This window comes from Gordonia sp. DT30, assembly GCF_049844915.1.
Lineage (GTDB): Bacteria > Actinomycetota > Actinomycetes > Mycobacteriales > Mycobacteriaceae > Gordonia.
Genome location: NZ_JBNCLY010000007.1, coordinates 126,141 through 139,162, shown reverse-complemented (window position 1 = coordinate 139,162; position 13,022 = coordinate 126,141). Strand labels below are relative to the sequence as shown.

Here is a 13,022-nt window from a genome sequence, read left to right as displayed (position 1 = left end):
AGCCTGCTTCAGGCAGCATCGTCCAGGTGGAGGGTGCGTCGGTTGTAGGCGGGGAGTGGTCGTCGTCGCGGGTCGACCGTGGCCGGTGGGATGAGCCACGGATGCCGGTCGAACCCCATCACCACATCCCAGTGATCATTCGGCCCGCTCGCTTCGCTCCCGGCGCCGGCACGGTCGTGGACATCGTGGTGGCAGGCGGTGCACAGCAGGCAGCCGTTGTCGAGGTCGGTGGGGCCGCCGTCAGCCCAGTGGCGCAAATGGTGCGCGGCGGTGCGCGATGCAGGTGCACCGCACTTCACGCAGCACTTATCCCGCAGCAGCAACGCTTTTCGCTGCGACAGCGTGAACAGCCGCTTCTCCCGCCCGACGTTCAACGGCACCTGCTCGCCGTCGACGATGACGACGGTGATCCCGGCATCACAACCCAACATTTTTGCCGTCGCAGGGGTCACCGAGCCCATGAACTCCAGTGCGGACAGCTTCGGGGCATCGGCCGGGATGGTCAGCAACACCCCGCCGGTCGGTTTGCACGACACGGTCTCGTCGGTGAGACCCTTCTGAGCGAGCTCCAAGATGGATTCGAAGGCATCGGCGCGCCTGTTGTGTGCTGGCCGCGGGTCATGCGAGCCGTCGGGCTGAGGTTTCGGCGCCGACAACGCTTCGACGAGGCTGTGGAGTTTCTCCCCGGCGACGGCATCGAGGTTGGCGCGCACATCCAAACGGCCGTCGCTGGTCTTGTGGTAGCCGAGTTCGTTGACGGTCTTGTCTTGAGCAGCGGGTGTGCCACCGGTATCGTCGGCCAGCAGATTGCCGAGTTGGCGTGCGTGCTTGCCTATTTCGGCGGGACTCATCCCGGACAGAGCTTGGGACACCAATGCGCGGGTGTGGTCGCGGCGTTGTTCGGGCGTGACGGGTTCGCCGGCGCGGGAGGCGATGTGGCCGAGTCCGAGGACGATGGCGTCGGCGTGGTCGAGGGATATCGCACCGTCGACGGTATGTCTGCGGAGGCCGTCGATTTCTGTGGTGGTGCCGACGCGGACGAGTCGGCCGGCGACGGCGGGGGCGATTCCCATGGTGATCAACAGTTGTCGCACCGAGCGGCCTTGGGGTGCGGTCATCTTGAGGCGGTCGAACTCGCCGGTCAGGTTGGCGGCGTGGTGATCGACCTTGTTGCGCAAGGTGATCAGTTGCTGCATCGCCGCGAAAGCTTGACGTGATGTGAGGTCCGCACGGAACGTTCGGTCGTCGAGTTGGGCGATGAGGTCCGCGAACAGCTCAGCCGAAAGCTCCGCGGAATGAGTGGTGTCGTCGATCATGGATTCCCCCCTGGATGATCTTACGATGACTCCAGTGTAGCAGAATATTTGTTCGACGCCAGAGTGTTCGAAGACTAATCCACAAGGGCTGCAACCAGTTTCGTCACATCAGTGAACTGTTGTCACAGCGGTGAACGGCTTTCCCTGCGGTGAACAGCAGTCACACGGACAACGCCGTGTCGGCGTCAATCTGCCGCAGCGACAAGCGGTTCGAGGGTCAGGCCGGGGTGTTCCTTCTCGATGTACTGCAGTCGCCACTTGTCGCTGAACAGCGCGAGGAGCACGCCGTCGCCGGAGCGGGTGAACACCTCGACGCCGCGCTGCCGGTCGAGTTCGGCGGCGCTGTCGGCGTCGGTGCGGCGGGCCAGGGTGTAGCCGAGCGGTTCGATGACGGTGTCCACGTTGTATTCCGCCTTCATCCGCGCGGTCATCACCTCGAACTGCATCGGACCGACTGCGGCGAGTACCGGCGAGGCGTCGCCGCGCAGGTCGTTGCGCAGGACCTGCACCACACCCTCGCTGTCGAGCTGCTCCATGCCCTTGCGGAACTGCTTGTACTTGTCGGCGGTGGTGACGCGCAACGATGAGAAATGTTCGGGCGCAAAGGAAGGTATGGGCGGAAACTGAATCCGCGGTCCGTCGTGGAGGGTGTCGCCGGGAGCGAGCGCAGTCGCGTTGACCAGCCCCACCACGTCGCCGGGATAGGCGGTGTCGACGGTGGAACGGTCACGGCCGAACACGGCCTGGGCGTACTTGGTGGCGAAGGGTTTTCCGGTCTGCGCGTGGGTCACCACCATGCCGCGCTCGAACTCGCCGGAGACGATGCGCATGAACGCCAGTCGATCCCGGTGGCTGGAGTCCATGCCGGCCTGCACCTTGAACACGACCGCGCTGAACGGATCGGTGGGCTCCCGGACGGTGCCGTCGACGCCGGCGCGTCCGGCCGGGGCGGGTGCGAGCTCGACGAGCGTCTCGAGTAGTTGGCGCACACCGAAATTCAGCATCGCCGACGCGAAGATCATCGGTGAGGTCTGCCCGCCCAGGAACAGTTCCTGATCGTGGTCCTGACCCATCTCGGTGAGCAACTCACTTTCTTCGACCGCTTCGGTCCACGCCTGCCCTTCGCGAGCGGACGCGGCGTCGGCGTCCATGACCTCCTCGGGGGCGATCGTGGCGCCGCCGGCGGTGCGGGTGAAGTGGATGTAGCGGCCGCTCCGGCGGTCGAGCAGACCGCGGAAATCGCCGGCGATGCCGACGGGAAAGAACAGGGGAGTCGGGAGCAGGCCGATGCGTTCGCTGATCTCGTCGATCAACTCGAGGGGTGTGCGTCCGGGCCGGTCCCATTTGTTGATGACGGTGATGACAGGGATGCCGCGATGGCGACACACCTGGAACAGCTTGAGCGTCTGCGGCTCGAGGCCCTTGGCGGCGTCGATGAGCATCACGGCGGCGTCGACGGCGGTGAGTACCCGATAGGTGTCCTCGGAGAAGTCGGCGTGACCGGGCGTGTCGACGAGATTGATGACCGTGGGTTCGGCGCCCGGCGCAGAGCCGGCGGGCAGGTAGTTGAACTGCAGCGCGGTCGAACTGACCGAGATCCCGCGCGCCTTCTCCATCTCCATCCAGTCCGAGACCGTCGAGCGGCGGCCGGCCTTGCCGTGGATTGCGCCCGCCTCGCTGATCATGCGGGCGTGCAGTGCCAGCGCCTCGGTCATGGTCGACTTACCGGCGTCGGGGTGGGAGATGATGGCGAAGGTGCGGCGCCGGCGGACCTCGTCGGCAACGGAAGAACTCACCCGTTGAGGCTATCGGGCCAGGCCGTGGCGCCCAAAACGCCGACGCGCACCGAAGCGATGCGAGGGAACTACTCGAACGGCACCGGCGGCATCTTGACGACCTGCGCGGCGTAGCTCAGCCCCGCGCCGAAGCCGAGTAGCAGCGCGGTGTCACCCGGCTTGGCCTTGCCGGTGGAAAGCAGATCCTCGATGGCCAGGGGGATCGACGCGGCAGAGGTGTTGCCGGTGTACTCGATGTCGTTGGCGACGACGGCGCGCTCGGGCAGGTGCAGGCTCTTGGCCAGCAACTCGTTGATCCGCGCGTTGGCCTGGTGCGGCACGAAGACGTCGAGGTCCTCGGTGCCGATCTTCGCCGCCTCGAGCGCGCGCTGGGCGGCCTTGCCCATCTCGAATGCCGCCCACCGGAACACCGCGGTGCCCTGCAGCCGCACATATGGGCGCTGGACGCGGTCGCCGTCGAGGAAGGTGACCCAGTCGATGTCCTGGCGGATCGCGTCGTACTGCGACCCGTCGCTACCCCAGATCACCGGGCCGAGTTGCTGATCCTCGGTCGGGCCGACGACGACGGCGCCGGCACCGTCGCCGAAGATGAAGCAGTTGGTCCGGTCGGTCATGTCGAGGGTCACCGACAGTTGTTCGGCCCCGATGACCAGCACATGGGTGGCGCTGCCGCCGCGGATCATGTCGGCGGCGATCGCCATCGCGTAGCCGAATCCGGCGCAGCCGACGGTGACGTCGAAGGCCGGGACGCCGTTGGCGCCGAGCTCGGTGGCGACCTTCGTCGCGCCGGCCGGCGTCAGCAGCAGATGGGTGTTGGTCGCGAGGATCACCGCGTCGATATCGGATCCCGACAGCAGCGCGTTGGCGATCGCCGTGCGGCCCGCCGCGATGGACATCTGGGTGACGTCCTCGTCGCGGCGTGCGAATCGCCGGGTCTTGATGCCGGTGCGGGTGTAGATCCACTCGTCGGAGGAATCGATGTGTTCGCATATCTCGTCGTTGGTGACGACGCGCTCGGGCCGGTAGGCGCCGATTCCGAGCATCCCGATGTTCGTCACACCGGTCTTGTCGGCGATCACGGTCATGATGAGGTGTCCTTCCGTTCGGCGATCCGCCTGCGGTGCGCTATGCGAGTCAACATAGACGGTCTCACATGAGGCGCCTACTCGGAAGTAGTGGAGCGCCGCTCGGCGATCAACGCACGATAACGAGACCGGTCGGAGGTCATCTGATGGCCCGGGTCGTCCGCCGGGGGCGCCCACGTCGACGATGGCTGAAAGGACAGTTCCCCGGACCGTAGATCGTCGACGACGCCGGTCAGCCACTCGAGTTCGGCGCGGGCGCGGGTGATCCAGAGTTGGGCGCCGCGTTGCGCATGGGGCGGTACGTAGGGATTCGGTGAGGCGGCCGGTGCGAACTCGTCGATGGCCGCGGCGAGTCGGCGCCGCCGCTCGTCGAGGTGGTCGAGGGCGGGCGCGTCACCGAGTAGCGGCAGCAACCCGAAGGCGGCATGGAACGCCCGGTCGTCGAAGATGTCCACCTCGCGGGTCGCATCGGCGAGCTGCTCGGCAAGTCGTCGCCGTCCCGGCTCGGTGATCTCGTATACGGCGACCTCACGCGTGCCCTCGGGCAGATCGTGGCGTCGCAGCAGTCCCTCGTCGGCGAGTCGGCCGAGCGCGTGATAGATCGAGCCGGGTTTCACGTTGGCCCACCGGTCGGCCTGCCACGACAGCAGCTCGCGCCTGATCTGATAGCCGTTCACCGGCCCGAACAACCCGACCGCGCCCAGGAGCAGCAGCTGGGTGGCAGGTGGGCGCATGAATGCAGGGTAATCGCCGCGTCGCCGGACCTGGCGGACAGTCGTTGTCCGCGATCCGGTGAATTCTGGTTCGCGACCGGGTCACAACAGGCGAGCAACGTCGGAAAATGGCGGTAGTGCCCGACGAAGCAGTGGAGTCGGCCGAGACGCAACCACTTGACAGGTATGTTCAAATTTGAATAGCACGGTGAAAATACCCTGGCCGCGTTCGGCCGGCCGGACGCACGACGAGTGATCGAGGAGAGGAACCCATGATCCATGCGCGAGGTCTCGTCCAGACCTTTCACACCGGGCGCGGGAAGCAGAAACGTGAGGTCCGCGCGGTCGACGGCGTCGATCTCGACATCGCCGAGGGTGAGGTGGTCGGATTCCTCGGGCCCAATGGCGCCGGGAAGACCACCACCCTGCGAATGCTCACCACCCTGTTGCGGCCCACCGCGGGGACCGCGACGGTCAACGGCTACGACGTCGTACGCGACGCCGTCATGGTCCGGCGCAGCATCGGCTACGTCTCGCAGGCCGGGGGAACGTTCAGCCAGGCCCAGGCCGGCGACGAGGTCGTCGACCACGGCATGCTGTACGGGCTGTCGCGGCCGGACGCCATCCGCCGCGGTAAGGCGCTCTTCGAGCAGCTGCAGCTCGACGGACTGTGGGAACGCATGCCCAAGAACATGTCCGGCGGGCAGAAACGCCGGCTCGACATCGCGATGGGTCTCGTCCACGACCCGACGCTGGTGTTCCTCGACGAGCCGACCACCGGCCTCGACCCGCAGGCCCGCGCCAACCTGTGGGAGCACATCCGGCGGCTGCGTACCGAACGCGGCGCCACGATCTTCCTGACCACCCACTACCTCGACGAGGCCGACGAGCTCTCGGACCGGATCCTCATCATCGACAACGGCCGGATCGTCGCCGCCGACACCGCCGACAACCTCAAGGCGCATGTCTCCGGCGACCTCGTCGATCTCGAGATCTCCGACGTGGCCCAGGTGTCCACCGCCGCAGCCAAACTCGGCTCCATCGCCAACGCGGTCGAGACCGAGGGCCGCCACATCCGCGGCCGGGTACAGCGCGCGGGCCGGCACGTCCCGGCACTGCTTCGTGAACTGACCACGGCGTCAATCGAACTGGACTCGATAGAGATCATCCGGCCGACGCTCGACGACGTCTTTCTCACCATGACCGGGCGTTCTCTGCGGGACGCCCAGGCCACCACCGAGAACGCCGAAGAGACCGAACTCGACAACGAAGGAGCGCTGCGATGACCTTCCTGCGTGAATCCCACATCGTCTTCCGGCGGCAGATCCGGATGAACCTGCGCAACCCCGCGTGGGTGTTGATCGGGGTGCTGCAGCCGGTGCTGTATCTCGTGTTGTTCGGCCCACTCCTCAAACCGTTGGTGTCCCAATTCCCCGGTGGCTCAGACAATCCCTACACGTTCCTGGTGCCCGGTCTGCTCGTACAGCTGGGGCTGTTCGGTGCCATGTTCGCCGGCTTCAGTCTCATCGGCGAATGGCGCGAGGGCGTCATCGAGGCCGAGCGGGTGACACCGGCGAGCCGCACCGCGCTGCTCACCGGCCGGCTGATGCGCGACATGCTGCAACTTCTCGTGCAGGCAGTGATCCTGGTGCTTCTCGGGTGGGCGATGGGGATGCGCGGGTCGGTGATCGGCGTCGTCGTCGGGATCGTGATCACGTTGCTCATCGGCGGCGCATGCGCGGCGGCGTCGAATGCGTTGGCGCTCACCACCAAGAGCGAGGATGTGATGGCCCCGGTCATCAACATGGTGATGATGCCGGTCCTGTTGCTCTCCGGCATCCTGCTCCCGATGACGCTGGGCCCGGCATGGCTGCACCGGCTCAGCGACTTCATGCCGTTCCGCTGGATCGTCGACGGCGTCCGCGACACCTTCGGCGGCGAGATCGCGACGATGGCGGTGCTGTGGTCGGTACTCGCCGCGCTGATCTTCGCCGCGCTCGGAACATGGTGGGGGACTTCGGTGTTCCGTAAGGAGAATGCCTAGCGTCGATTGTTCCCGCTCACTCGTTTGTTTCCCGCTCACCGAGATCGCTGAGCGGGAAGCGAATGAGTGAGCGGGAGCGGGTCGCAACCCCAATGGAACCGAACTCCAGCGGTCTGCGTCCAACGCATCATGACGAGCTATCCCCACGACCGTTTCGGACTCATCCGTCGGGAGGCGGCACTACGGGCGGGCATCTCCGACGCCCACCGGGCCGCGGCGGTCAAGCGGGGCGAACTGCTCCGGCTCGTCCCCGGAGTCGACGTGGAACCCAGCGAGGAGTTCGACGGCCACGAAGGCGCACAGAAGCTGCATCGACTCAAGGCTATCGCGGTGTCGACGTCGAATCTCGGTGCGGGCAAGGTGCTTCCGCTCAGTCACGCGTCGGCGGCGTCGCTACACGGCCTGCCGCTGCTGAAGCCGGACATCGACCGGGTACACGTCACCACCGGACGTGTGGCGGGCGGGTCGATCCGTAGCCACCGGCACCTGCACGCGGCGCCGCTCGAGGCGGACGAACTGGTGCGGTGCGACGGCCTGCTCGTCACCTCGCTCGAGCGCACCGCCGTCGACGTCGCGACGTCGGGCGACTTCGCCCAGGCGCTCACGGCATTCGACCAGGCGTTGCGTCTGGGTGCCGACAGATCGCTGATGCTGGAGATCCTCGTACGTCGCCGACGACGGAACGGCAAGATCGCCGAGCGCGCACTCCGATTCGCGAGTGCACTGGCGGACAGCGTCGGCGAGTCGTGGAGCCGGGCCCAGATCATCGATGCGGTGTTGCCGATGCCGCGGTTGCAGCAGGAGATCGTCGTCGCCTCCGGTCGCACCTACCGCACCGACTTCGATTGGGACTGGCGACTGGTCGGTGAGTTCGACGGCATGACCAAATACGGGCGGCTACGCCGTCGGGGAGAATCCGTCGCGGACGCGGTCATCCGCGAGAAGCTCCGCGAGGACGAGATCCGCGACACCGGCCCGATGGTCGTGCGCTGGATCTGGAGCGACCTCGAACGAGACCTGCCGATCCCGCGGCTCCGAAACCGGCTCGCCACACTCGGAATGGCCGCGTGAATCCTGTTCCCGCTCACTCAGTTGCTTCCCGCTCACCGATCTCGCTGAGCGGGAAGTAGACGGGTGAGCGGGAACGAGGGCCGTCAGGGGCCGATCATCGAGACACCGTCGTAACCGACCGTGCTGTACACGGCCGACGCCTCGTTGATCAAATGCTCTCCGTCGGTTCTGAACTCCCAGGCCTGCTGCCCGGTGGCCATGTCGTACGCGGTCAGGGTGGAACCGTTGCTGGTGATCAGCCGCTCCCCGTCGGTGTTCAGGACGTCGGTCAGGTACTCCTTGGGGTCGACCTTGATGGGTACAGATCGGTTCGCTCCGGTCATGGGATCGAACAGTTGGAGCGGGCCATCGGTATCCGCAGTGCCGCCATAGGTGCTGGGGTCGGTCGATCCGCCGGCCTTCCCGAGGCGGATGCCCAGCAGGTCACCGGTCATCTCGGCCGTCAGCCGGCTCGCGGTGAACTCGGAACCCGTTCTGCGCCAGATGAGATGGCCCGTCATCGGATTGGCTGCACCGATGATGTGGGAGGTCTTGCTGACGCTGGACGCGATACGGCCGAGGATCGGCGCCGGTGGTGCGGGGGATCCGATGTTGTAGTTCTCCGCTGCGGGAGCCCAACCTGGTGCGAAACCTGTTCTGGTGCCGTCCGACGAATAGAAGTCGGTGCCGGTGCCCTGGGCGTTCATCACCGCGACGCCGCCCTGATACACGGTAAACGGAACGGTGGGGAACCGGCGGGCGGTGGACCGGCTCAGCGAAGCGATCGGCTTTCCGTCGGCGGCACGCAGCAGCGACAGCTCGCTCGAATTGGGCAGCGGCGCGTCGGTCCGCACGATGATCGGCTGGTCGCCGGCCACGCCCGAACCCTGTCCGGACCACGTCACCGTTCCATTGGCGTCGGTGGAGATCATCGTGCCGGATTCGGTTGCCGAGGCGCAACTCACGATGAACCGATCGCCGACGGCGTACATCTGCTGGACGGCGTTCGACTGTGCGGGCAACGGGGTATCGGCGATGTGGGCGCCGGTGTGCGCGTCGAGCACCGTGAGACTCTCCGCGCCGGGCCCCTTCGTCGCTGTGGCACAGGCGATTCGGGCGTCGGTGGCCGCGCACAGATCGATGAACCGGCCGGGCGGCAGCGCGGAGGTGAATCGCGTGCGTCCGGTGGCGGCATCGACCACCGTCACCGACGGCGAGTACTCCTCGCTGCCCAGGATCAACGCGGTCGAATTCGCTCCCCACCATCCGGGCAGGGAACGTCCGGACGACCATTTCACAGTCGGCTCGGTGGGCATCGGGGCCAGGTCGGCCGGCACCGGGTGCGCGATGGATCCGATTTCCTCGGGGTGCACCGTGTCGTCGCCGGGGACGAGTGCAGTTGCGGCAGAGTCTCCGTCATCACCGGAGCCGGCCACGACGACCACCGTCACGATCACGATCACGGCGACGACGACGAAGGCCACGGCTCCCAACGCGATCCACAACCAGGTGCGGCGCGGCGACTTGGAGGGCGGGGGCGGTCCGCCACCTGGGGGTGCGGGCCACGGGGGTCCGCCCGGCGCCGGATGTGCGGGCCCAGGCATCGGGTACCCCGGTGTTACGTACCCCGGCCCCGCATAGCCCGGCCCCGCATACCCCGGCCCCGAATAGCCTTGTCCCAGATGGCTCGTCGGCGCGTACTCCGGACCCGGATATCCCGGCGACGGATATCCGGGCTGCAGTGGAACGGGCTGCGGTGGGCCGGGGGCCACGGGATGTTCCGGTGGATCAACAGGGCTGGTCACGCCGAAGACCCTAACCCGAGCCCATGCCCGCCGGGCGATCGGCCCGGCGGATCACGTGGAGTGCGCCAAAGCCGTTGCGGCGCCGCGGCGGTGTGCCGCGCTCAGCCCAACTCGTCGAAGCTGGTGATCGCCGGGGCCGGCGGCAGGGTGACGACGGCGCCGGCATACGAGAGGCCGGCGCCGAAGCCGAGCAGCATCGCGGTCTGTCCGCCGCGGGCCTTTCCGGTGGCCAGCATCTCCTCCATGGCGAGTGGAATCGAGGCGGCCGACGTGTTGCCGGTGTTCTCGATGTCGTTGGCCATCGGCAGATCGTCGGGGAAGCCGAGGTTCTTCTTCATCAGTTCGTTGATCCGTGCGTTCGCCTGGTGGGGGACGAAGACCTCGATGTCATCGATGCCCACCCCGGAGGTCTCGATGACGGCGGCGAGTGCCTTCGGCAGTGTGATCGCCGCCCAGCGGAACACCCGCGAACCCTGCATCGTCACCACCATGCGGCCGACGGGATCGGTGTCGGGATCCTTGTGCTGATACTCCTGCGCCCGGTCCATGTAGTCGGGGATGTCGTAGTTCTGTCCGATGGCCTCGGCGTTCTCGCCGTCGGAACCCCAGACGGTCGGGGAGATACCGTTCTCCTCGCTCGGTCCGACGACGACGGCACCGGCACCGTCACCGAAGATGAAGGCGGTGTTGCGGTCGGTGGGTTCCATGACCACCGACATCGTCTCGACGCCGACCACGAGGACGTACTCGGCCGACCCGGCCCGCACGGTGTCGGCGGCGACGCCGAGTGCGTACCCGAAGCCGCCACACCCGGCGGCGACGTCGTAGGCGGGTATGCCGTTGAGGCCGATATCGAAGGCGACGACGGGGCCGCCGTGCGGGATCTTGGTCCGCCAGCTGTTGGTGGCCAGGATCAGCGCGCCGATCTTGTCCTTGGCGATGCCGGAGTTGCTGATGGCACGTTCGGCGGCGGCGGCGGCCATCGTCCGCGCGGTCTCGTCACCACTGATCCAGCGTCGGTTACGAACACCGCTGCGCTCGTAGATCCATTCGTCCGAGCTGTCGAGAACCTCGCACACCTCGTCGTTGCTCACCAGCCGCCGGGGCCGGTAGGCGCCGATGCCTAGCATCGCGACATTCTGATGTCCGGTGTTCGCTGCGAGTTTCGCCACGTGTTGGTCCCTTCGTGTTGCGCCGGGGGAGATTGTATGCGGTGATCCGGCAGCGAGATATCACCAGGCGTGCACGGTGTTCTGCGCGGCCTCGAGGCCGTGGCCGAGCAGCAGGTCGACGGCGTCGGCACCGTGCTCGATCAGCAGGTCGACCTCGGCCCGGGCCGCCGACGGGAACGGTTTGAGGACGAAGTCGGCGGGGTCCTGCCGTCCCGGGGGACGGCCGATGCCGAGCCGGACCCGCAGATAGTCGCGGGTGCCGATGGCCTGACTGAGTGAACGCAGGCCGTTGTGGCCACCCTCACCGCCGCCCCGTTTGAGCCGCACCAGACCGAAGTCGATGTCGAGTTCGTCATGCAGCACGATCAGATCGGCGGGGGCGACCGAGTAGAACTTGGCCAGCGGCCCGATCTGGCGGCCTGCGGTGTTCATGTAGGTGCGCGGTTTGGCCACCAACACCGAACCGCCGGCGAGCGGTACCGATGCGACCTGGGCGCCGGAGCGCTTGTGCACCGTGTACCGCTCGCCGGCAGCGGTGACCAGACGATCGGCGACCATGGCACCGATGTTGTGACGTGTGTGCTCGTACTTCGTCCCCGGATTACCAAGTCCGACGATGAGTTTCACGTATCAGGCTCCCGGTGCGGCACTGTCACCGTGAGCCGAGGTCACCCGCTTGGGGGTCACGCGGACTCGTTGGCCGATTCCGTCGGCACCTCGGCGCCGGCTTCGACGGCCTCGGCCTCGCGGTCGGCGGCGGTGGCGGCCTCGTTGATCGCGACGATCAGGGTCTCCGGATCGGAGATGAGGGTGACGCCCTCCGGCAGTGCCAGATCCGAACCGTGGATGGTGGTGCCGGCGTCCTTGCCCTCGACGTCGACGACGATCTGCTCGGGGATCGAGAGCACGTCGGCCTCGACCTCGATCGTGTTGGCATCCTGGGTGACCAGCGTGCCGGGGGCGGCGTCGCCCTCGACCACGATGTTGATCTCGACGCTGACCTTCTCGCCACGCCGGATGAGCTGCAGGTCGACGTGCTCGATGTAGTTGCGGATCGGGTGGACGTCGACCTGCTTGGTCAGCGCGAGCTGCTTGGTGCCGTCGACATCGAGATCGATGATGGCGTTGATGCCGTTGTTGCGCAGGATCGCGGCGAACTCACGCGCCGGGATGCTCAGGTGCTGCGGGTCGGAGCCGTGGCCGTAGAGCACGGCCGGCACCTGGCCCGCGCGACGGGCGCGGCGCGCGGCGCCCTTGCCCTTCTCGGTGCGAATGGTGACGGCGAGGCCGGAGGTCTGGGTTGCCATGAATGTTCTCCTTGGTGCGGGGACCGGATCGCCCGGTCGGGGGTGGTGCTTCCCGGCGCGACGACGCCCACATCACGACCGCCCAGGTGCACTCGGAGTCCGCACCGGAGGAGACATGCGATGGCCGCGCCGATCACGGTGATCACTCACCCTCGCCGAGACAACCCGAACAGCGTAGCCGATGAGCTGCGTCGATGTCATATCACGGTGGGTGGCCCTGGTCTCGGCGATACGGTCGCGACGCGCACACGTGGTGGGCATACTGGCCTTCATGACCTCACGCAGCCCGATCGACACCGCGACCGGCTTCCTCGATGCGCTGGCGCGCGGGGACAGCGCCACGGCCGCGCTCGACCTCGCCGACGACGTCGTCTACACCAACGTCTCGCTGCCGACGATCCGCGGGAGCAACAAGGTGGCCCGGCTCTTCGCACGCATGGACGCCTCACCGGTGTCCTTCGACTACCGGATGGTCAACGTCTCGTCGGCCGACACGGTGGTGTTGACCGAACGCGTCGACCAGATCAGCCTCGGCCGATTGCGGCTGCAGTTCTGGGTCTGCGGACGATTCGAGGTGCTCGACGGTCGAATCGCGGTGTGGCGGGACTACTTCGACTACTTCGACATCACCAAGGCGCTGGCGCGCGGTCTGCTCAGGCTGGTCATCGGCTCTGCGGTGCGTCCGCTGCACGGTAGCCCGAAAGCGGGACATGCTCTCGCCGAATGACGGCGTC

At 67.0% G+C, this 13,022-nt stretch carries 12 protein-coding genes; 4 read left to right on the top strand and 8 right to left on the bottom strand.

The window, feature by feature from the left end; all coding sequences use genetic code 11:
* Window positions 1-8 precede the first annotated feature (8 nt).
* From ACLQ3C_RS09380 to ACLQ3C_RS09365, 4 genes are all read right to left on the bottom strand, one after another.
* On the bottom strand, window positions 9-1,316 hold the full coding sequence (locus ACLQ3C_RS09380; protein ID WP_425704785.1) for a DUF222 domain-containing protein: 1,308 nt from the start codon (window positions 1,314-1,316) through the stop codon (window positions 9-11).
* A gap of 185 nt (window positions 1,317-1,501) precedes the next feature.
* Window positions 1,502-3,112, bottom strand: coding sequence for a peptide chain release factor 3 (locus ACLQ3C_RS09375; protein ID WP_425704784.1), 1,611 nt, complete (start codon window positions 3,110-3,112; stop codon window positions 1,502-1,504).
* Between the two features lie 68 nt (window positions 3,113-3,180).
* Window positions 3,181-4,197, bottom strand: coding sequence for a beta-ketoacyl-ACP synthase III (locus tag ACLQ3C_RS09370; RefSeq protein ID WP_425704783.1), 1,017 nt, complete (start codon window positions 4,195-4,197; stop codon window positions 3,181-3,183).
* A 77-nt stretch (window positions 4,198-4,274) separates the two neighbouring features.
* The gene (locus ACLQ3C_RS09365; RefSeq protein ID WP_425704782.1) at window positions 4,275-4,931 is read right to left on the bottom strand and encodes a PadR family transcriptional regulator; all 657 of its coding nucleotides are present in this window, start codon (window positions 4,929-4,931) and stop codon (window positions 4,275-4,277) included.
* A gap of 251 nt (window positions 4,932-5,182) precedes the next feature.
* Between ACLQ3C_RS09365 and ACLQ3C_RS09360 the strand changes: the two genes are divergently transcribed.
* The 3 genes from ACLQ3C_RS09360 (at window position 5,183) to ACLQ3C_RS09350 (ending at window position 8,025) form a co-directional block, all read left to right on the top strand.
* The gene (locus ACLQ3C_RS09360) at window positions 5,183-6,196 is read left to right on the top strand and encodes an ATP-binding cassette domain-containing protein (protein ID WP_425704781.1); all 1,014 of its coding nucleotides are present in this window, start codon (window positions 5,183-5,185) and stop codon (window positions 6,194-6,196) included.
* Window positions 6,193-6,954 (top strand): ABC transporter permease, encoded by a 762-nt coding sequence (locus ACLQ3C_RS09355; protein ID WP_425704780.1) that lies wholly within the window; start codon window positions 6,193-6,195, stop codon window positions 6,952-6,954. The genes ACLQ3C_RS09360 and ACLQ3C_RS09355 overlap by 4 nt, the downstream gene beginning before the upstream one ends.
* 129 nt (window positions 6,955-7,083) lie before the next feature.
* The gene (locus ACLQ3C_RS09350; RefSeq protein ID WP_425704779.1) at window positions 7,084-8,025 is read left to right on the top strand and encodes a hypothetical protein; all 942 of its coding nucleotides are present in this window, start codon (window positions 7,084-7,086) and stop codon (window positions 8,023-8,025) included.
* 83 nt (window positions 8,026-8,108) lie between these two features.
* Here the strand turns inward: ACLQ3C_RS09350 and ACLQ3C_RS09345 are convergent, their stop codons facing one another.
* The 4 genes from ACLQ3C_RS09345 to ACLQ3C_RS09330 all read right to left on the bottom strand — a co-directional run bounded on the left by ACLQ3C_RS09345 (window position 8,109) and on the right by ACLQ3C_RS09330 (window position 12,288).
* Complete coding sequence (locus ACLQ3C_RS09345; protein WP_425704778.1) at window positions 8,109-9,809, bottom strand: PQQ-binding-like beta-propeller repeat protein; 1,701 nt, start codon at window positions 9,807-9,809, stop codon at window positions 8,109-8,111.
* A 101-nt stretch (window positions 9,810-9,910) separates the two neighbouring features.
* Complete coding sequence (locus ACLQ3C_RS09340) at window positions 9,911-10,981, bottom strand: beta-ketoacyl-ACP synthase 3 (protein ID WP_425704777.1); 1,071 nt, start codon at window positions 10,979-10,981, stop codon at window positions 9,911-9,913.
* Window positions 10,982-11,041: 60 nt separating this feature from the next.
* Entirely contained in the window at window positions 11,042-11,608 is a 567-nt protein-coding gene (gene pth, locus ACLQ3C_RS09335; RefSeq protein ID WP_425704776.1) for an aminoacyl-tRNA hydrolase, read from the bottom strand.
* A gap of 56 nt (window positions 11,609-11,664) precedes the next feature.
* Window positions 11,665-12,288: a 50S ribosomal protein L25/general stress protein Ctc gene (locus tag ACLQ3C_RS09330; RefSeq protein ID WP_425704775.1), complete on the bottom strand. Its 624-nt coding sequence runs from the start codon at window positions 12,286-12,288 to the stop codon at window positions 11,665-11,667.
* 271 nt (window positions 12,289-12,559) lie between these two features.
* On the opposite strand from ACLQ3C_RS09330, the gene ACLQ3C_RS09325 reads away from it, so the two are divergent.
* Window positions 12,560-13,015 carry a limonene-1,2-epoxide hydrolase family protein gene (locus tag ACLQ3C_RS09325; RefSeq protein WP_425704774.1) on the top strand — a complete coding sequence of 152 codons (456 nt, stop codon included), beginning with the start codon at window positions 12,560-12,562 and terminating at the stop codon, window positions 13,013-13,015.
* Window positions 13,016-13,022 lie beyond the last annotated feature (7 nt).